This window comes from Enterococcus sp. DIV0240d, from assembly GCF_051711245.1.
GTDB lineage: Bacteria > Bacillota > Bacilli > Lactobacillales > Enterococcaceae > Enterococcus_D > Enterococcus_D casseliflavus.
Window position 1 is genome coordinate 1,277,916 of the sequence record NZ_JBIOMG010000001.1, and the last position, 18,406, is coordinate 1,296,321.

Genomic DNA, 18,406 nt, shown 5'->3' on the forward strand with positions numbered 1-18,406 from the left:
ATGATTGGCACGTGGTGCGTTGTTTTGTCTGGCAAAGAAAACAGTGGCTGCTACGCATCAAATTGCACAGTGATCCCAGATTTCGTCAATTGTTCCCATTCACGGATCGTTGGCAAGCGACCTTGGCAAAATAGCTGATCGTCGACATAAACGAGTGGCAGACAGCTGCGGCCATTGCTTGCTAATTGCTGCCTGACGGCTTGATTCGTATGAAAAGGGGCAGAATCTTCTGTAAAGAAGTATTCGTCGATCGGTAAAGGTTCGTTATGAAATGTTTGATGAGCCTGGGTCCTTTCTTCATTTATTTTTAACTGGTGAATCAAGTGTGCTTCCCAAGTATCTTCTTTCTGGTCGGCATAAACCGCGATCGTTGGCATTGCATCAAATCCTTTCATGACAGCTGATTTGTCAAAAGTATACCTGAATTTCTTGCCACGAGCAAAAAAGAGTATCAAAAAGAAGTGAAACAACAAAAAAAGACGCAAATGCGTCTTTTTTGTTGTCTCTTATTCGTCAGCGGGTAAAAAATCGAAATTGGTCAACTCGTTGTAAGAATACGCTTGGTCGATTTGACCCTTGTCTTTCGTCCATGCAATGATTGCGTCGAATTGCTCTTGCGGCACTGCCTGGGCATACGGATAGTCTTCCTGGCTGTCTAAGTAGGTACTCATAGCATCGGGAAATTGATAGTCTGCCAAGATGTCGGCATAGTCTTTTGCTGAATGAGCATTCATGTAATCGATGGCTTCGTTGTAAGCAGTGTAGAATGCTTTTAGGTCTTGCGGGCGATTTTGGATAACTTCGTCCATAAATTGCAGTGTGCCGCCTTTGATGCCAGCATCTTTAGAGCTGCCTAAAACAATCGCCCCTTGGGCAGCCAACATGCTGGCTTGCGGTTCCGTATAAACAGCGCCATCGACTTGGTCATTGAGCAACGCTTCGGAACGGGCAGAAAAAGAAGCGATATCCACGATGTCATAGGTAAAATCATTTTCCTGTGCAAATTGGTCCATGATGTATTCTAAAATGAAATTCGGTACAAGGGTGATTTTTTTATCCGCTAACCCTTTCATCTCAGTGATCCCTGAATTCGGTGAAGCGAGAATCTTGAAGTTTTCCAAAATATCAGAAGTGATCGTCATATCGATGCCGTTTTGCTTGAAGGTCGCTTCTGTCATGACATCGCTGATCGTACCATCCAGCTCGCCTGCCTGCACCGCCACATTGCGGTCATTCGGGGAAGTGAAGGATTTGAGTTCCACAGTCAATCCTTGCTTTTCGAAAAAGCCTTCTTCTTTTGCTAGAATGATCGGAATCGCTGATTCTGCTGGTAACACCCCGATCGTCAATGGTTGATCTGTGACCGCAGCTTCTGTACTGCTAGTGCTGGAATTGCTGGTACTTGCTGTTTCGCCAGTGTTGCCGCAGGCGGCAGCGCCAACAGCGAATAGTGCTAGGATACTTGCTAAAATCGTTTTTTTCATTGGTTCATTTCCTCGTTTCTAAATCGTTGTTCAAAAGCAGCCATTGGTAGTGAGAACGGGATGACGGCCCGATGGAGTTCCATTGGCTTGGTTTGTGCCGTGTTGATACCTGGTTTGGTGGTAAATGCTAGAACAAAGCCTTCCTTTTCCAAGGTAGCGATCGTCTGCTGATCATAAAAACCAAAGGGATAGGCAAAAACATCCTTGATGGCCATGTGCTGATTGCAGCTTCGTAAGTCTTGCGCAAAGGCTGCTGGTGTTTCCCACATTGAACGCCCTTGCTGGTCCTTGCGTTCGTGAAAATGATCGGTATGGTTGGCATATTCGAAGACATCGCTCATTTCGGCTAATTCGGCGCTGCTCAATGTCCGCGAAACTTCTGGCTCGTAAGGCTGAGGGGCATCAAAAAGCCAGCCAGTCACGACAAAGGCTGTTGCCTTGAAACCAGCTTCTTTCAACAGTGGGTAGGCATATTCTTTCATCGATTGATAGCAGTCGTCAAAGGTCAGCAACACGGATTTTTCTGGTAGCGGCTGCTGCTGGAAATAAAAATCTTTGACTTCTGCAAGGGTCAACGTATGGTAATTTTCTGCTTTCAAAAAGTCAATTTGTTGTTTAAAATGAGAAGTGCTATTGAATAAGGGCAGAGGCAAGGCATCTTGATACCCGTCTGCGACTTTGATCGGGCGAACCTGATCATAAAGTTCTGCTTCGGGACGTATTTCATGAAATACGAGGGTCTGAAACATCATAAACCATCCTTTCTTGTCAATCACGCAAAAAATAGTATAGCACAAAATGTGAAAACCAACACAAATAATTTGAAGAAAGAAGTTTATTCTCTGATGAGTATTTTATTCGATTCCGTTTCCTTTACCTATGGAGATACCGCCATTTTTAAAAACCTTTCGTTTTGTTTTGAACAAGGCGCGACTTATGTGCTGCTGGGAGAATCGGGGATTGGCAAAAGCACGCTTTTATCCTTGATCAAAGGGTTGCAGCGACCGCAATCGGGCACGATCACTTACCAAGGCTGTTCCCCTGACAACATCGAGGTCGTTTTCCAAGAACTGCATTTGTTTCCTTGGCAAACAGTCTACCAAGCACTGGAAATGCCGCTGATTATCAATCAAACGCCCAGTGAGCGCCGTAAAAAACGGGTCGCCAGCTGTTTGGCTGAGTTGGGATTGACGCAGGTGCAGGACCGCTATCCGCATCAGCTTAGCGGCGGTCAAAAACAGCGGACCGCCATGGGGCGGGGACTGATCACACAGCCCGATGTTTTATTATTGGATGAGCCGACTGCTTCGCTGGACCAAGAAACCAAAGCAAACGCCCAAGCCATGATCGCTGCCCAACAGCAGCGCAGACAAAACAGCTTGATCGTGGTGACCCACGATCCAGAAGAGGCAGTGTTTTTGGGGCAGACGATTTTGCTGCTAAAAGATCAGGGCGTTACGCCGATCAGTAATCCTTTTTACGGCAGCCAGCAGGAACGAGACTCGTTGGCTTTTTATGAAGTCGTCTTGCAGTTAAAAGAACAAATGAGGGAGGCGAGGCAATGAAAACCATCAAATCTTTTGCTTGGGGCTTCTGTTCGTTTGTCCTGGTTTGGTGGGGCGTAAGCTGGGTGACCAACAATCGCTCACTGCCTAATCCTTTAGAAACGGCCGAACGTTTTTGGGCACTGCGAGAAGTCTTACTGATCCACACAGGTGCCAGTTTGTTGCGGGTATTTGCGGCGTTGAGTGGGGCGTTGCTAGTCGGGGTGCCGTTAGGAATCTTGATTGGGCGATCCCAAAGAGCGGATCGGCTGCTTGGTCCACTGCTTTACTTTTTATATCCGATTCCGAAAGTTGCGTTTTTACCCGTCTTTATGATTTTCTTTGGCTTAGGCAATCTCTCAAAAATTCTCTTGATTTTTGCGGTGATCGTCATTCAAGTGATCGTCTCGATTCGTGATGCAGTCACGAAGATCCCACCAGCGTATTTTCAGGTCATGAAAAATTATACCAACCAATGGCGCCATGTCTTGCGCTTCGTTATTTTGCCCGCGCTCATGCCAGCGCTTTTTGCCAGTGTGCGGGTCAGTATCGGGATCGCGTTGGCTTCCCTCTTTTTTGCCGAAAACTATAACACGACGTATGGTGTCGGCTATCTGATCTTAAGTGCGTGGTCAAAAATGGACTACCCACAAATGCTTTCGGGTATCCTCCTGATTGCTTTGATGGGCTATCTGCTTTTTGCTAGTATCGATTGGTTGGAAAAAGTGGTGTGCCGTTACCGACAATCTTAGAAAAAAATGATCGATTGATAAATGTTTGCGGCAGTTCGTGTATTTTTGAACAAAATGATTTATACTAAGGATATCTTATTGAGAATCATTCTCACTGAAAGGAAGACCATACTATGAAAGAAATCGATCTGTCAAAAACGCTCTATGAACTTGTGGCACAATACCCTGAAATACAAGAAATCATGAGTCAACTAGGGTTTACGGCGATCAATCAACCAGGGATGCTGCAAACTGCTGGACGTTATATGACGATACCCAAAGGTGCTCAGATGAAGAAGATCCCCTTGGAAATGGTTTGTCTCGCTTTCGAAAAACAAGGGTTTCTTGTGAAAGGAGCGACGAAATGAAAACCAATAGTCAAAGACAAGAACGGATCGTCGAAATACTGAGTTTGCTTCACCAAGGCGGTTCCTTTGAAGAGGCTAAACGCTTATTTAACGAAGAATTTGATGGTGTGGATGTGACGGAGATCACTGCTGCTGAAAAAGCTTTGATCCAAACGGGGTTGGACCCTTCTGAGATTCAGCGTTTGTGCAATATTCATGCTGCTGTTTTTAAAGGATCGATCAATGAGATCCATCACTCCAATGAAGAATATGGGCAACCAGGCCATCCTGTGCATACCCTGAAATTGGAGAACCAAGTCCTGCAATCCCTGTTGACCGATGAGATCGACAGCCTCTTAGCCAAAATCAAAACCGGTGATTGGACGCCTAAAAAGCGTCTACAAGCTGCCTGCAATGATTTAATGCAGATCGACAAACACTATGCGCGAAAAGAAACGTTGATTTTTTCTTACATGGAGAAGTACGGCATTACTGCGCCGCCAAAAGTGATGTGGGGTGTTGATGATGATATTCGGGTTATGATCAAAGCGCTCAATGAGCTTTTGGCATCCGAAAAAGCTGCCTATAATCCAATCGCTGTCCAATGGGAAGCAGTCAAAAACGAGATCGAAGAGATGATTTTTAAAGAAGAAGAAATCATGGTGCCCATGACGCTGGATGTCTTCAGTCTTAAAGATTGGGAACAAATCGCGGCTGACAGTTTTGACATCGGCTTTGCCTTTATCCCAGAACCGCTTCCTTGGAAACCGAGCCAAGAAGCCCTTGAAAAGGAACAGGCGGCAGAACCCGCACGGCAAGCGGCGATCAAACAAGCCCAAGAAACAACCGCTGGCATCGCAGCCGGTTTAGGATTCAATGACTTTCAAGTCACAGAAACGGAAGATTCGCCGCAAATTGCTGAACAGCCGACCGTTTCATTGCCTACTGGTAATCTGCAATTTGAGCAATTGGTGGCCATTTTTCAAACGTTGCCAGTGGACTTGACCTTTGTAGATAGTGAAGAGCGGGTGCGCTTTTATTCAGAAGGCAAGAGTCGCGTCTTTCCACGAACGAATTCGGTTTTAGGTCGTGAAGTCGTCAACTGCCATCCACCGAAAAGCATGCATCTAGTGCAACAGATTTTGGATGATTTTCGAGCGGGTACAAGGGAGACTGCTGAATTTTGGATCGATATGCGGGGCCGTAAAATCTATATTCGCTACTTTGCATTAAAAAATGAAGCAGGCATCTATTTAGGTTGTCTAGAAGTCACGCAAGACATTACAAAGATCCAAACAATCGAAGGGCAAAGCCGGTTGCTGGATCAGTGAGCAGTTTGGAGAAAGGCTGATCCGTGTCTATTTGAAACGAAGCAAAAAAAAAGAAAAATCAATAAAACGCTTGCAACGTTTCTAGAAAAATAGTATAGTAAAGGCAATCAAATGGGTAGTTACTGATAATGCAGGCTATACCTTTTTACGTGTGTATGGATCCTACACATGTATTAAGGTATCGCCTTTTTTCATTTTAAGGAGGTGAGAAGCGTCTTGAAGATCAAAAAAATCTTAAACAACAATGCAGTTTTGGTCGGACAAGATGGCAAAGATTTTATCTGGATCGGTACCGGCCTTGGCTTCAAAATGAAACCAGGACAAACCGCCGATGAATCAAAAATTGAAAAAGTGTTTGTGCTTCATAAGAACAAAGTTTCCGAGCGGTTTTTAAGTTTATTGTCATCCATACCGACAAACTATGTGTCTTTAGCGGATGATATTATCTCACTTGCAAAAGCGGAAATAAAACAGGAGTTAAGCGAGACGCTGTATGTATCACTTACCGATCATCTGTATAACCTGTTCAAACTGCATGAACAAGGAATCACAGTTACGAACCGATTATCATGGGAAATAAAAAAGTTTTATCCGCAGGAATTTGAAGTTGGTAAAAAAGCATTGGAAATGATCGGACAAGAAACAGGGGTCGTCTTTGAGGAAGAAGAAGCAGGAAATATAGCAATGCATTTGATCAATGCACAAGTAACAGATGAGGTTGATCAGCCAAAAGATGTCCAATCGATTGCAAAAAAGATTCGCGATATTATTTCACTTATACGATTTTCAAACAAGATACAAATTGATGAAAACTCTTTGGCATTCGATCGATTTATCACCCATTTGCGCTTTTTTTTCCAACGATTGAAGGCTCGACCAGATGTGGTAAAAGCAAATCCACTATTGGGACACGTGAGTGGACAGTATGCAGACGCTTATAAGACGATGCTTTTGATTGAAAAGTATTTAGATGTTCCCTTGAACGATGATGAAAAGCTGTACTTAACATTACACATTCAAAAGTTAATAGAGAACGAATAAAGGTTGTTACTGATAATGCAGGCAAGACTGATAATTATTCCATCAAGGAATAGTTATTTGTCTTGCTTTTTATTTTTACATTGAAAGGATGAGAACGATGGCATATCAAGAATTGGTCGATGAAATTTTAAAAGGCGTCGGCGGAAAAGAAAATATCAATGGGGTGACCCACTGCATCACAAGACTGCGTTTTGATTTAAAACATGAGGAGCAAGCAGACACCGAAACACTGAAAAAGACGAAAGGGATCGTGACAGTCGTTCAAAGCGGCGGTCAATACCAAGTCGTGATCGGCAATCATGTGCCAGAGGTGTACCAAGAATTTGTTCAACATGCAGGATTGGCAGGAAATGATGCGGCACCTTCGGGAGAAAAGAAAGGACCGCTGGATGCTTTTATCGATGTGATCTCCAGTATCTTTACACCTGTATTGGGTCTTCTAGCTGCCACAGGAATGATCAAAGGATTAAATGCGCTATTTGTTTCTTTGGGATGGATTGAGAATACGTCAGGAACCTATGCGATTTTGCAAGCAGCAGGCGATTGTTTCTTCTACTTCTTTCCAATCTTTTTAGGATATACCGCAGCGAAAAAATTTGGTTTAAAGCAATTTGTCGGTATGGCGATCGGTGCTGCCCTTGTTTATCCAGCCTTGTCTGGCTTGACGGCAAATGCCGAACCGTTGTATACCTTGTTTGCAGGAACTGTTTTTGAATCGCCTGTTTATGTCACTTTTTTAGGAATACCAGTCATTCTAATGAGTTATAGTTCCAGCGTTATTCCAATCGTCATTGCTACCTATTTTGGTGCCAAATTAGAAAAAGGCATTACAAAAATCATTCCTAGTATTGTACGGAGTTTCTTAGTTCCTTTTCTAACCGTCTTGATTATGGTTCCGCTGACTTTCATTGTCATTGGTCCGATCGCGACGTGGATCGGCAATTTGTTGGGTGCGGCTGTGTTGGCGATCTATAACTTCAGCCCAATTATTGCAGGGATTGCAGTTGGTGCTGTTTGGCAAGTGTTGGTCATGTTTGGTCTTCACTGGGGAATCATTCCGATCGCAATCAACAATATCGGTGTTCTTGGTTACGACCCAGTGATGGTCTTAGGACAAGCGACTCCTTTTGCGACCGCAGGAGCGGTGCTGGCAGTTATTATTAAGTCTAGAAATAATTCTATTCGGGCAATCGGGATTCCCGCATTTATTTCCAGTCTGTTTGGGGTATCGGAGCCATCCTTGTACGGTATCACGTTGCCTAGAAAAAAACCATTTATTGCAACCTTGATTTCAGCATCGATCGGCGGGTTAATCATGGGTGCAATGGGAACAAAATCCTTTATTATAGGTGGGATGGGTATCTTCAGTTTACCCAACTACATTGATCCAGCAAAAGGCATCGGAAGCGGCTTTTATGGGTATGTATTAGCAATCGCTGTAGCATTCGTCTTATCATTTATTTTAACGATTACTTTCTTGTATGATCCGCAAGAAGATCGACAAGAAGCAAAAGCTAGTGATAATGAAGCCTCACCTTTGATTCCATCAGAAAGAGCAGCGAAAGAAATCACTTTTTCGTTACCATTAACAGGCATCGTTTTGCCTTTGTCGGCAGTAGAAGATCAAGCATTTGCAAATGGATTATTAGGAAAAGGCTTAGCAGTTTCACCAGATGAAGGACTGGTTCGAGCACCTTTTGACGGAGTTGTTGAAACACTGTTTCCAACGAAGCATGCGATTGGCTTGAAGTCGGACGATGGCGTGGAAGTGTTGATTCACATCGGCATGGATACAGTGAACTTAGATGGTCGTTTTTTCGAAACAAAAGTCAAGCAAGGGGATCAGGTCAAGCAAGGAGAGGTGCTGCTTACATTTGATAAAGAAGAAATTGAAGAGGCAGGATACTCGTTAGTGACGCCGATCGTCGTTACGAATACTTCCGCATACTTAGATGTGATCGCTGATGATAATCGAGGGGCGATAACGATCGTCAAGTAGTTGCAATGACCAAGAAAAGGAAAGAAAAGAAAGAAGGAAAGAATGCTATGCGAGCAATTATGCTGATGTTTGATACTCTGGCTAGAGATTTTTTATCAAACTACGGAAACGATTGGATCAACACGCCAAACTTTGAACGGCTAAGAGAAAGAACGGTTACATTTGACAATTTTTATGGTGGCAGCATGCCTTGTATGCCAGCAAGAAGAGAACTTCATACAGGTCGTTACAATTTTATGCATCGTTCGTGGGGTCAATTAGAACCGTTTGATTTGTCAATTTTTGATACGCTGCAGCAAAATGGTGTCTATTGTCATTTGGTAACCGACCATTCCCATTACTTTGAAGATGGCGGTGCCACTTATCATAACCGTTATTCCACATGGGAAGGATTTAGAGGACAAGAAGGTGACCGATGGGTTCCAAGAAAACAGGCAGAGAATCATCCACCGCTGAATCCGTTAAATAAAAGTGGTCTTTCTGTGGAACAGCATTTTGCGAATCGAACACGGCAAGCAGTAGAAGAAGACCTGTCCACGGTTCAAACGATCCAAGCCGGCTTGGATTTTTTGGAACAGTACAAAAATGAAGATCAATGGTTTTTGCAAGTCGAATGTTTTGACCCCCATGAACCATTTTATGTGCCAGAAACCTATCGCAAATTGTACCAGGAGACACCAAATGAATCACCTTACTTTTGGCCAAAATATGGTCGTGTAACAGAAGACGTTGGTGAGCAGGATTTGATTGAGCTGCAAAAAGAATACGCAGCGTTGATCAGTATGTGTGACCATCACTTAGGACGAGTGCTGGACTTTATAGAAAAAAATAATATGTGGGAGGATACCTTGATCATTGTGAATACCGACCATGGCTTTTTGTTAGGGGAACATGACTGGTTAGGAAAAAATGTCGCACCGATGTATGAAGAAATCATCCATCTGCCCTTTTTCATCAGTTACCCACAGGCTGAATCGGGAACCCATACTCAAGTATTGAGTCAAACCATCGACATTCCAGCAACTTTATTGGATTATTTTGAAATTGAGAACACCTTAGATATGGATGGCAAATCTTTGTTGCCTGTGTTGAAAAAACAGCATTCGCAACCGCTTCATCAAGAAATTATTTTTGGTACAAACGGCGGTCATGTCAATATCTACGATGGTCGTTATGTGTATATGCGTGCATCGATTCACCCTTCGAATGGACCAATCACCATGCAGACGCTTAGTTATGCTTCATTGCGTGGTTTTTTGAATAAAGAGGTCTTAGACAGCATGGTCTTGAAAGAGGGCAATCGATTTACAAATCATTTTCCTTACACAGAAGTTGAAGTTTCCACCTATATCGATTCTTATTCGGTAGGCCACTTGCTGTTTGATCTAAAGAATGATCCAAAGCAGTTAACACCGCTTCATGACCCACTGATTGAACAAGAAATGATTCAGAAATTGATTAAAGTAATGGATCAGATTGAAGCCCCTGAAAGCGAGTATCAGCGCTTAGGTTTAAGCAATAGTCAGAGGCATACAATTGCACAAAAGAAATAAAAAAGCGAGGAACAAAAAATGAAACACATCTCCGTATTGATCAAGCCAGCATCCTCTCTTTGCAATCTGCGCTGCACCTATTGCTTTTATGCCAACGTCAGTTCCTTGCGTGAAGTGCGTTCCTTTGGCAAAATGAAAGAGGATGTAATGGAAAAGATGATTGCAAACATTTATGCAGACTTAGAAGCTGGCGATCATTTGACGTTGGCATTTCAAGGCGGAGAGCCGACGATGGCGGGGCTGAGTTATTTTAGAAAACTAACGGCTTATGTTGCGGCGCAAAAAAAGCAAGTGACAGTGCACTATGCGATCCAGACCAACGGCATGGTGATCAATGACAAGTGGTGTCGTTTTTTGAAAGAGCATCGCTTTTTAGTCGGGCTGTCGATCGATGGGCATCCGCTTGCGCACGATCGGCATCGATTAGACGCCAAAGGGCGGGGAACCTTTGCGCGGGTTTTACAGACCAAGCGGTTATTGGATGCCTATCAGATCGAGTACAATGTCTTGTGCGTGTTGACAAATCCGTTAGCAAAGGAAGCCCAGCGTGTGTTTGACTTTCTCAAGGAAGAGCAGATTGCATTTGTGCAATTCATTCCTTGTTTGGCTGATTTGGATGCCACATCAACCAACGACTATGCCTTGACACCAAGAAACTTTGCTGGCTTTTATCAGCAGCTGTTGGCGTTTTGGCTGCAGGAATTGACGCAAGGGCACTACCTAAGTATCAAGCTGTTCGATGACTTATTGAATCTATTGGTGCGGCAGCAAGTAACTGCCTGCGGGATTCTAGGCAATTGCCAAGTGCAGTATGTGATCGAAGCCGACGGCAGTGTCTATCCTTGTGACTTTTATGTATTAGATGAGTTTCGCATGGGCTATATCCAAGAGCAAACGTTGCGGGAATTGTTTTCTCAAGACTGTTCGCAGCAGTTTTTGTGCCAGAAAAAAGACATGCCTTCGAAGTGTACGCAATGTCCTTTCCAAAAAATGTGCCGAGGAGGCTGTAAACGAATGAAAGATGCAATGTACGTGGATAGTGAGGGTTTTTGCGGCTATCAGGAGCTGTTAAAAGACTTTACACCTAGAATCAATGAGATACTGGGGCTTTTGCAAGGGGTGAGACAATGATCGGACTGATTTATTTTCTCGTGATCGTCTTAGCAAATGCCGTAGGGGCAGTTTCGGGCATGGGAGGCGGCGTGCTGATCAAACCGATTTTCGATTTTATCGGCGCCCATTCTGTTGCTGCGATCTCTTTTTACTCGGCGACAGCGGTCTTCACAATGTCCATCGTTTCGACAGCTAGACAATTAGCCAGTGGACGGAAAATCAAGTGGTCGATTGCCTTGTGGGTTTCTGGCGGCGCTGTGTTAGGCGGTGTTTTAGGCAATGTTGCCTTTGAACGGTTATTGCTGGTCTTTCGAGACGACAAGATGGTTCAGCTGATCCAAATCCTTGTGACCGTGCTGACACTATTGTTTGCTTTTTTGTATACAAAATATAACTGGCGCGGGTTTGCGTTGGAAAAAGTTGGCTGGTATGCAGCTTGTGGCTTGATTCTCGGCTTTCTAGCCAGTTTGCTGGGGATCGGCGGCGGACCCATCAATGTTTCTTTATTGATGCTGCTGTTTGCCATGCCGATCAAAGAGGCGACGATTTATTCAATTTGTACGATTTTTTTCTCACAGCTGGCGAAAATTTTGACGATCGCTTTTACGACAGGTTTTGGTGCGTATGATCTGCAAATTTTGTGGTTTGTTATTCCAGCCGCGATCGTGGGAGGACTGTTAGGCGCCAAGGCCAGCAACGTCCTGTCACCGCAGCGAGTGACACTGGTATTTCAAACTGTGATCGTGCTGGTGTTACTGATCAATCTGTACAATGGCTATCAATTATTGTAAAAAGGAGGCAAGCAGATGCCAACGATTCCAGCAGGAACTTATCGAATCGGCACGAATACGATGGACGGCTTTGCCGAGGATCTTGAGGGACCGCAAATCAGCCTCGACAGCCCAGCATTTGCCATTGATGCCACGACGGTGACGAACCAAGCTTTCCAAGTTTTTGTGGAAGCAACAGGATATGTCACAGAAGCTGAGCGCTTTGGCTGGTCGTTCGTTTTTCACTATTTTTTAAGTGAGCAAACGAAACACCGCAGTCAAAAGGTACCGAATATGGCTTGGTGGTACGCGGTTAGCGGCGCAGATTGGCGTCATCCTGAAGGACCTGATTCAACGATTGCCCAGCGGATGGATCACCCAGTGGTTCAGGTGTCTCGCAACGATGCGATCGCCTATTGCCACTGGGCAAAAAAACGCCTCCCGACAGAAGCAGAGTGGGAGATCGCTGCAAAAGGCGGGACAAGTTTTGAAAAATATCCTTGGGGAAGGGAATTTTTGGCAGAAAATACCTATCATTGCAATATTTGGCAAGGAGAGTTTCCAAAAAGCAACACGCAAGCAGATGGCTTTGCCAATACAGCGCCTGCGAAATGGTATGAGCCCAATGGCTTTGGTCTGTATCAAGTGATCGGTAACGTCTGGGAATGGTGCGTCAATCCTGCCCGCATCCCGCTGACACAGTTTCAACAACAGACGGGACAAACCTTTTGGGCAAGGAATCAAACACAAGATGATCAAGTGTATGCGACTCGCGGCGGTTCGTTTTTGTGCCACGAATCCTATTGCAAACGATACCGAATTGCCGCTAGAAATGGTAATTCTGGGATGTCGGCAGCCAATAATTTAGGGTTTCGGTGTGTCAAAGACTTGGATCAGTAAACCGATAAAAGCAAAAGCGGCACCTATTCACGTGGATAGGTACCGCTTATTTTATTGCCATTCGGATTGATAATTTCCTTTGAGATCATAAACATAATTGATCTCGGTGCGATTACGAATCCCATTTAAACCAACGGTCCAAGTCCATTCACCTTGGAAGCCGTTTAAAATGACGATGCTGACGCCAGGGACATAGTGATCCAGCTGAGCTGCTCGTGCCTCAGAATCCTTGATGATCTTGGGAATGACGCCCCAATCGATGGTATCAAAGGCAATCGTATCTTCCATCGAAAGCTCGATCGTATCGTCGTCTTTTTTCCATTTGGTCAACAGATTTTCTGGGTAATACCAATACTCGTCTTGCAGGCCTGTGTTTGGATTGATCACTCGCGCAACTGCATAAATGCCGCTTTTTAGCGGGACATTGCGGATGTGAAAACTATAGCTGACCAGTTGCAGCTCTTTGTCTTTGAATGAGGATTGATTCGGCAGCGCAGCCATAATTTCTTTGGCACTGGCTTCTTCTCGAAAGAGTTGGCGGTCTACAGGTAAAAAGGTGGAAACTACGCCAATACAAAAGAGAATCACTGGCAGCAAGAGCAATGAGAATAACCAATAGAATGGCGATTTTTTGCGTTTCTTGATGCCGATGATCAGACCGATCAAAAAGACCAGCAGGATCCCTGCTACCCAAAAATAGGGGAACAAACGAATGATCTGATGCCTGGTTTCAACGACTTGGTATTCATTCAGACCAAACCAATTTTCTGCGATGGTGAGGTTATTTAAAACAATGATTCCGCCAATAATACTTAGAATAAATAAGAAAATCAATAGCAAAAGTATCCGGCCGAGTATCCGACGTATCAGTGAGGGTCTAGTAGGTGGGGTCATGAGTCACGTCCTTTTTATTTTTTCGAAAATAGTAGGTTAAATACAAGAGTAGTACAACTAGTGTTTTTTTTCAATGATTGTAGACAAAAAAACTGCATCCACAGATGCGACCTCAAAACGTTAGACCAAAAATCTAACTTTTTAGGGTCAGGATACCGCAGATGCAGGTTTTATTTTCATTTAGTCGAGTGTTTGTTGGCGGGCGATAGCTGGAAAGAATTTCAGGCTATACAATGCGCTGATCCCAACTAGAATATAAATGACGCGGGCAATGATCGACGTGCTGCCGCCGGTGATCGCTGCGACAAGGTCAAACTCGAAGGCGCCGACCAGCAGCCAATTGATACCGCCGATGATCAATAAGGTCAGTGCGATCCCATCAAATGTTTTTAACATAGGAAACTCCTCTCTAGTTGTCGCCCCATCAACGTTCATCGTCGGTGATGGTGACATCTTTTTCTTTCTCGCCTTCTTGATTGCGCTCATTATAGATATAGACATGGCGAACGATTTTAATCAGCGGGCGAATGGTCAAAAAGACACCGCCGATCAAATAGGCGATCGTTCCGTATATCGCAGGCAAACTAGTTAATGAAACGATACTTCCGAAAATATAAAACAAGCCCGTCAAAATATCATTCGTAAGTGAGATCAACATGTAGCGATTTTGAAAATAGATGCGAAAGCGACTTGCCTTGATGATCACATCTTCTTCTTTTCCCGGATCGAATTGATGTTCACTCCGTTTGATTTTTGGCATAGGTGCCATCACTGCTCCTTTATTTGTGCTAAGGTTTCAAGACAACTTTGATGTTCTTGTCTTCTTTTTTGTCAAAAATCTCATACGCTTTGGCAGCATCTGCTAAAGGCATCGTGTGGGTGATGATCTGTGACGGGTCAAACAAACCGTCCGCAATCATGTCATAAATTTTTGGCATCAAATGGATCACAGGTGCTTGCCCGTGTTTGACATCGATGTTACGCATAAAGAATTCTTGTAATGGATAAGAAGAAGCTGGTGTCATGTAAACGCCAGTGATTTGGACGGTACCAAATTTTTTGACTGCTTTGGCGGCCATCTGGATCGGTGAGATCGTTCCACTTTGCAAGCTGACTAGGTTTTTGGCTTTTTCTTTGACGGGTTCTAAACCATCCATCCCAACACAGTCGATGATCACATCAGCGCCACCTTTGGTCAGCTCATACAGTTCATCAGCACTAGTAGCCAAATCATCCAATTGGAATGTTTCGACTTGATTGTAGCTGCTGGCTTTTTCTAAGCGATGAGCAACAGGGTCCACGGCAATCACCCGCTTAGCGCCTGCCATCACGGCAAATTTTTGGGCAAACAACCCAACTGGGCCTGAGCCTAAGACGATCACGGTATCATCCTTTTTGACGCCAGCATTTTGGACACTCCAATACGCTGTAGGTAAGATGTCAGATAAAAACAATACTTTTTCATCAGGGATCGTTGATTCAGGTACGATAAACGAAGTGAAATCTGCGAAAGGAACCCGCAAGAATTCGGCTTGACCGCCCCAGTGGTTGCCGTTCATTTTTCCGAAACCGAATAAGCCGCCATACAATGTATCTTCTGAAGAATTGTCGCATTGACTTTCCATTTCATTTTGACAAAAGTGGCAATGGCCGCAACCGATATTGAAAGGGATGACGACGCGGTCGCCTTTTTTTAGTTTCTGTACTTGACTGCCAACTTCTTCGACAATACCCATTGGTTCGTGACCAACGACATAGCCTTCTTCCAAAACCGAGCCGCCATGGTGGTAAAGGTGGAGATCAGAGCCGCAGATCGCAGTTGCGGTGATTCGGATGATCGCATCCGTCGGTTCTAAAATCGTTGGATCTTCTACACGACGAACGTCCATTTTTTGATTTCCTTGCCAGGTTACTGCTTGCATCATTTTTCCTCCTTGTTTGTTCAGATAAGTTCGGACAATCACTAATTTTTTCAACAACACGTTTTTACTTTTTAGTAACAGATAATTTAATTCTGCAAGGATTTTAACGATTTGACAACGAAAACGCTCAAAACGGTTGATTTGTTTTTTCTTCATCAATGGTTTAAAAAAAGAAAAACAGATGATTTGCTAAAAAAGTGAAAGCGTGACACTATTAAAGTGAAGCATGCATGCGTTACGAGTATCTAACGGAACCTGCATCAACCAGTGACAAGAAATGAGGAGGGATGATCATGGATCTAACGATTCGAGGAAAAGCTTCCTGCACGAATTGCAATGAAAACTTTGATGGGAAGCTGGTCGTTCATTTACAAGAAGACAGCGAGGGGCAATTAACCATGGTACCACCGTTGGAAACGAATGAATTGGCAGAAGATGAAATCGCTATTCATTATGCTTACGGGGAAGTGAAGGAAGCCATCGAAGGAACCTTCGTATGTCCAAACTGTCAGACTGAAAATGAGGTTCGGATTGAAATTCCGACCGAGCTATTAGATGGCTCAATGAATTAAATGAATAATCAAATTGAAAAAGCTCTCTGTTCCTTGAACAGGGAGCTTTCGTTACCTATTGGTCATTGGTTTGTTTTGTGCCATCAATGATTTGGACATTGAAGTCTCGTAAGATGTCGAGTCCTTGCGACTCGTGGTTTTTACCAGCGACTAATGTTTTATTGATAGTGAAATCAGCGTCAGGAAAGGCGCTTTGGATCTCGATGGTATTGGAAAGGACACAGATGTTGGTTTCAACACCAGTGATTTCGATTTTCTTTTCTTCTTCAGGTTCAAATAGATTTTTCTTAATGTCGATCAAGACTTCAGGTGGAATACTGTAATAGTATTTCTTGACGACTTTTTCATTTTCGAGAGGCTTAAGTTCTGGGATCAGCTGCAGGGCATCGGCTTCTTCATCAGGCGTTCCTTTGACTTCGATTGGAATGTCGCGGGTGTGTAAGATGTACTCTCCATCCGCCCGTGCTTGTTCTAGGCGCTTGGCGATTCGTTTGACGAGAGCGGCGCCATCTGGCACATACGCTTCGTTCTCTTCATCGAGAATTTGGTTTTGCATATCGACAATGACTAGCATGTGGTTACTCCCTTTCTATAAACATCGTTTTTCAAATGGTCTGACGTGAGGTTGAAAAATAGGTGCTATTTCTATGATGCCCCACTTTTTTTATATTTTCAAAGAAAACGCTCTTCTTGTCGAGAAACGGTAAAAACGTTATTTTTTTATTCGAATCACGATGCTTTTTGTTTGCTGAAAAGAAGAAGTAGTGATAGCTTTTAAATAGTACATTAAAAATAAATGAAAGTAGGTTAGGTTAAATGAGAAAGTTATTTTATATGGGGACTTTGCTTTTTTCAGTTGGTGTACTGGCGGCAGGATGCGGCAACAGTGAAACCGCTGATTCCTCGGGGAATGAGTCAGCAGATGGCAAAACGACGTTGGACTTTTGGTCCTTCTGGGGGTCTGGTGCAAGACAAGAAGTAATTGAAGAAATTATTGATGATTTTAATGCGTCACAAGATAAAATCGAGGTCAAATACAGCTACCAGCCTTGGGGCGATATTTGGACAAAATCACTGTCGTCGATCACTGCTGGCAATCCGCCTGATGTTATTGTACAAGATATCAATTCTGTTGCTCAGCGGGCAGAAGCGCAGCAAGCAACGAATTTAAGCGAGCATATCGAAGAGGGCTTTTCTGATGAATTTTATCCGCAATTATGGGATACGGTGGAGTACGAAGGGGATGCCTATGCCGTTCCATTCAATACAGATACGCAAGTGATTTTCTACAATAAGACACTCTTTAAAGAGGCTGGTATCAGTGAAGAGCAACTGCCACAAACGTGGGAGGAGTTAGAAACAGTTGCTCGTAAATTAGATGTCAAAAACGGTGATGACTTTGAGCGGATCGGCTTTTACCCATTGTGGAATTTAGGCGCTGACGTGTGGGCGTTGAATGCCGACGATGGCGTCAGCTGGTTTGACAAGGACGAGAACGTCAAAATCGATACAGACAACAAAGTGGAAGCGTTGGAATGGATCTTAGACTGGCAAGAGTATTATGGTCAAGATACCATCAATCGCTTAGAAGCTGAATTTGGTTCAGGGGTTGCCGATCCATTCATTTCTGGATTAGTGGCGATGCGTGCGCAAAACATCAACTACTACTCAAGTTTGGCGGAAAATGCACCAGATGACTTTGAATTTGGGGTCATTCAAATTCCTGAAAAAGAAAGCGGCTCTGGTCACTGGTCATGGGGCGGCGGGTTCGTCCTAGAAGTGCCATACGGTGCCAAAGATCCTGAAGCGTCCTATGAGTTTATCAAATACTTGTCGACACCAGAAGTTCAAGAGAAATTTGGTGAGAAGAGCTTTGATATCATGGCGAATCGGACAGCCAACGAAAACTTGGTCAACAACGACAATCTAGATGAAAACGGCCAAATGATCTACCAAATGGCGGATGAAAACTTTACCAATACGGTGATCACGCCTGTGCCATTGACAGCGCCTGACTTCAGCAGTCTTGTCAATGAACAGATCGACCAAATCATGCTAGGCAGCAAAACACCGGCTGAAGGGTTGGCAGATGCGCAAAAAGCGGTGGAAGATCTTGTTGAGCAAAACAAATAAACCTCAAAACGAGCGTTTTTAAAAAAGAAGGAAAGTCCAGTCGGTTAGCGGACTGGGCTTTGCTTTCTGCTT

20 protein-coding genes are annotated in these 18,406 nt (G+C 43.9%); 12 read left to right on the forward strand and 8 right to left on the reverse strand.

Annotated elements, in window-relative coordinates; all coding sequences use genetic code 11:
* Window positions 1–50: 50 nt before the first annotated feature.
* Genes IGJ25_RS06050 through IGJ25_RS06060 form a run of 3 tightly spaced genes read right to left on the reverse strand, consistent with a single transcriptional unit; the run spans window position 51 to window position 2,233 of the window.
* Window positions 51–455, reverse strand: coding sequence for an arsenic metallochaperone ArsD family protein (locus tag IGJ25_RS06050; RefSeq protein WP_438779443.1), 405 nt, complete (start codon window positions 453–455; stop codon window positions 51–53).
* Between the two features lie 51 nt (window positions 456–506).
* Entirely contained in the window at window positions 507–1,484 is a 978-nt protein-coding gene (locus tag IGJ25_RS06055) for an ABC transporter substrate-binding protein (protein ID WP_010747742.1), read from the reverse strand.
* Complete coding sequence (locus IGJ25_RS06060) at window positions 1,481–2,233, reverse strand: polysaccharide deacetylase family protein (protein WP_225000988.1); 753 nt, start codon at window positions 2,231–2,233, stop codon at window positions 1,481–1,483. The genes IGJ25_RS06055 and IGJ25_RS06060 overlap by 4 nt, the downstream gene beginning before the upstream one ends.
* 96 nt (window positions 2,234–2,329) lie before the next feature.
* Between IGJ25_RS06060 and IGJ25_RS06065 the strand changes: the two genes are divergently transcribed.
* The 10 genes from IGJ25_RS06065 to IGJ25_RS06110 all read left to right on the forward strand — a co-directional run bounded on the left by IGJ25_RS06065 (window position 2,330) and on the right by IGJ25_RS06110 (window position 12,813).
* Entirely contained in the window at window positions 2,330–3,049 is a 720-nt protein-coding gene (locus tag IGJ25_RS06065) for an ABC transporter ATP-binding protein (RefSeq protein ID WP_225000987.1), read from the forward strand.
* Window positions 3,046–3,780, forward strand: a complete 735-nt coding sequence (locus IGJ25_RS06070) for an ABC transporter permease (protein ID WP_225000986.1) — start codon at window positions 3,046–3,048, stop codon at window positions 3,778–3,780. The genes IGJ25_RS06065 and IGJ25_RS06070 overlap by 4 nt, the downstream gene beginning before the upstream one ends.
* Before the next feature lie 113 nt (window positions 3,781–3,893).
* On the forward strand, window positions 3,894–4,127 hold the full coding sequence (locus IGJ25_RS06075; protein ID WP_010747746.1) for a DUF1858 domain-containing protein: 234 nt from the start codon (window positions 3,894–3,896) through the stop codon (window positions 4,125–4,127).
* Window positions 4,124–5,437 carry a DUF438 domain-containing protein gene (locus IGJ25_RS06080; protein ID WP_225000985.1) on the forward strand — a complete coding sequence of 438 codons (1,314 nt, stop codon included), beginning with the start codon at window positions 4,124–4,126 and terminating at the stop codon, window positions 5,435–5,437. The genes IGJ25_RS06075 and IGJ25_RS06080 overlap by 4 nt, the downstream gene beginning before the upstream one ends.
* Before the next feature lie 216 nt (window positions 5,438–5,653).
* Window positions 5,654–6,478: a PRD domain-containing protein gene (locus IGJ25_RS06085; RefSeq protein WP_205820711.1), complete on the forward strand. Its 825-nt coding sequence runs from the start codon at window positions 5,654–5,656 to the stop codon at window positions 6,476–6,478.
* A 97-nt stretch (window positions 6,479–6,575) separates the two neighbouring features.
* The gene (locus IGJ25_RS06090; RefSeq protein ID WP_194186141.1) at window positions 6,576–8,477 is read left to right on the forward strand and encodes a beta-glucoside-specific PTS transporter subunit IIABC; all 1,902 of its coding nucleotides are present in this window, start codon (window positions 6,576–6,578) and stop codon (window positions 8,475–8,477) included.
* Window positions 8,478–8,524: 47 nt separating this feature from the next.
* On the forward strand, window positions 8,525–10,030 hold the full coding sequence (locus IGJ25_RS06095) for a sulfatase-like hydrolase/transferase (protein WP_438779160.1): 1,506 nt from the start codon (window positions 8,525–8,527) through the stop codon (window positions 10,028–10,030).
* A gap of 18 nt (window positions 10,031–10,048) precedes the next feature.
* A complete protein-coding gene (locus tag IGJ25_RS06100) occupies window positions 10,049–11,161 on the forward strand; it encodes a radical SAM/SPASM domain-containing protein (RefSeq protein WP_225000982.1) in 1,113 nt (370 codons plus the stop codon).
* On the forward strand, window positions 11,158–11,934 hold the full coding sequence (locus IGJ25_RS06105; protein ID WP_225000981.1) for a sulfite exporter TauE/SafE family protein: 777 nt from the start codon (window positions 11,158–11,160) through the stop codon (window positions 11,932–11,934). The genes IGJ25_RS06100 and IGJ25_RS06105 overlap by 4 nt, the downstream gene beginning before the upstream one ends.
* 15 nt (window positions 11,935–11,949) lie before the next feature.
* Complete coding sequence (locus IGJ25_RS06110) at window positions 11,950–12,813, forward strand: formylglycine-generating enzyme family protein (protein WP_225000980.1); 864 nt, start codon at window positions 11,950–11,952, stop codon at window positions 12,811–12,813.
* Window positions 12,814–12,864: 51 nt separating this feature from the next.
* On the opposite strand, the gene IGJ25_RS06115 is transcribed toward IGJ25_RS06110, so the two are convergent.
* The 4 genes from IGJ25_RS06115 to IGJ25_RS06130 all read right to left on the reverse strand — a co-directional run bounded on the left by IGJ25_RS06115 (window position 12,865) and on the right by IGJ25_RS06130 (window position 15,629).
* On the reverse strand, window positions 12,865–13,707 hold the full coding sequence (locus tag IGJ25_RS06115) for a hypothetical protein (protein WP_225000979.1): 843 nt from the start codon (window positions 13,705–13,707) through the stop codon (window positions 12,865–12,867).
* A gap of 180 nt (window positions 13,708–13,887) precedes the next feature.
* Complete coding sequence (locus tag IGJ25_RS06120) at window positions 13,888–14,103, reverse strand: DUF378 domain-containing protein (RefSeq protein ID WP_008379021.1); 216 nt, start codon at window positions 14,101–14,103, stop codon at window positions 13,888–13,890.
* Between the two features lie 28 nt (window positions 14,104–14,131).
* Window positions 14,132–14,476 carry a YrhK family protein gene (locus tag IGJ25_RS06125; protein WP_015509287.1) on the reverse strand — a complete coding sequence of 115 codons (345 nt, stop codon included), beginning with the start codon at window positions 14,474–14,476 and terminating at the stop codon, window positions 14,132–14,134.
* Between the two features lie 19 nt (window positions 14,477–14,495).
* Window positions 14,496–15,629, reverse strand: a complete 1,134-nt coding sequence (locus tag IGJ25_RS06130) for an alcohol dehydrogenase catalytic domain-containing protein (protein ID WP_074534994.1) — start codon at window positions 15,627–15,629, stop codon at window positions 14,496–14,498.
* Between the two features lie 287 nt (window positions 15,630–15,916).
* Here IGJ25_RS06130 and IGJ25_RS06135 point away from each other — a divergent pair, with 287 nt between their 5' ends.
* Window positions 15,917–16,201: a hypothetical protein gene (locus IGJ25_RS06135; protein WP_026008050.1), complete on the forward strand. Its 285-nt coding sequence runs from the start codon at window positions 15,917–15,919 to the stop codon at window positions 16,199–16,201.
* A gap of 55 nt (window positions 16,202–16,256) precedes the next feature.
* Here the strand turns inward: IGJ25_RS06135 and IGJ25_RS06140 are convergent, their stop codons facing one another.
* The gene (locus IGJ25_RS06140) at window positions 16,257–16,775 is read right to left on the reverse strand and encodes an isochorismatase family protein (RefSeq protein WP_010747758.1); all 519 of its coding nucleotides are present in this window, start codon (window positions 16,773–16,775) and stop codon (window positions 16,257–16,259) included.
* A 242-nt stretch (window positions 16,776–17,017) separates the two neighbouring features.
* Between IGJ25_RS06140 and IGJ25_RS06145 the strand changes: the two genes are divergently transcribed.
* The gene (locus IGJ25_RS06145) at window positions 17,018–18,334 is read left to right on the forward strand and encodes an ABC transporter substrate-binding protein (RefSeq protein ID WP_438779161.1); all 1,317 of its coding nucleotides are present in this window, start codon (window positions 17,018–17,020) and stop codon (window positions 18,332–18,334) included.
* Window positions 18,335–18,406 lie beyond the last annotated feature (72 nt).

Coding starts and splice junctions, on each gene's coding strand:
- IGJ25_RS06055 (WP_010747742.1), bottom strand. CDS start 1,484: ATGAAAAAAACGATTTTAGCAAGTATCCTAGCACTATTCGCTGTTGGC.
- IGJ25_RS06060 (WP_225000988.1), bottom strand. CDS start 2,233: ATGTTTCAGACCCTCGTATTTCATGAAATACGTCCCGAAGCAGAACTT.
- IGJ25_RS06065 (WP_225000987.1), top strand. CDS start 2,330: ATGAGTATTTTATTCGATTCCGTTTCCTTTACCTATGGAGATACCGCC.
- IGJ25_RS06070 (WP_225000986.1), top strand. CDS start 3,046: ATGAAAACCATCAAATCTTTTGCTTGGGGCTTCTGTTCGTTTGTCCTG.
- IGJ25_RS06075 (WP_010747746.1), top strand. CDS start 3,894: ATGAAAGAAATCGATCTGTCAAAAACGCTCTATGAACTTGTGGCACAA.
- IGJ25_RS06080 (WP_225000985.1), top strand. CDS start 4,124: ATGAAAACCAATAGTCAAAGACAAGAACGGATCGTCGAAATACTGAGT.
- IGJ25_RS06090 (WP_194186141.1), top strand. CDS start 6,576: ATGGCATATCAAGAATTGGTCGATGAAATTTTAAAAGGCGTCGGCGGA.
- IGJ25_RS06095 (WP_438779160.1), top strand. CDS start 8,525: ATGCGAGCAATTATGCTGATGTTTGATACTCTGGCTAGAGATTTTTTA.
- IGJ25_RS06100 (WP_225000982.1), top strand. CDS start 10,049: ATGAAACACATCTCCGTATTGATCAAGCCAGCATCCTCTCTTTGCAAT.
- IGJ25_RS06105 (WP_225000981.1), top strand. CDS start 11,158: ATGATCGGACTGATTTATTTTCTCGTGATCGTCTTAGCAAATGCCGTA.
- IGJ25_RS06110 (WP_225000980.1), top strand. CDS start 11,950: ATGCCAACGATTCCAGCAGGAACTTATCGAATCGGCACGAATACGATG.
- IGJ25_RS06115 (WP_225000979.1), bottom strand. CDS start 13,707: ATGACCCCACCTACTAGACCCTCACTGATACGTCGGATACTCGGCCGG.
- IGJ25_RS06120 (WP_008379021.1), bottom strand. CDS start 14,103: ATGTTAAAAACATTTGATGGGATCGCACTGACCTTATTGATCATCGGC.
- IGJ25_RS06125 (WP_015509287.1), bottom strand. CDS start 14,476: ATGGCACCTATGCCAAAAATCAAACGGAGTGAACATCAATTCGATCCG.
- IGJ25_RS06130 (WP_074534994.1), bottom strand. CDS start 15,629: ATGCAAGCAGTAACCTGGCAAGGAAATCAAAAAATGGACGTTCGTCGT.
- IGJ25_RS06135 (WP_026008050.1), top strand. CDS start 15,917: ATGATCATGGATCTAACGATTCGAGGAAAAGCTTCCTGCACGAATTGC.
- IGJ25_RS06140 (WP_010747758.1), bottom strand. CDS start 16,775: ATGCTAGTCATTGTCGATATGCAAAACCAAATTCTCGATGAAGAGAAC.
- IGJ25_RS06145 (WP_438779161.1), top strand. CDS start 17,018: ATGAGAAAGTTATTTTATATGGGGACTTTGCTTTTTTCAGTTGGTGTA.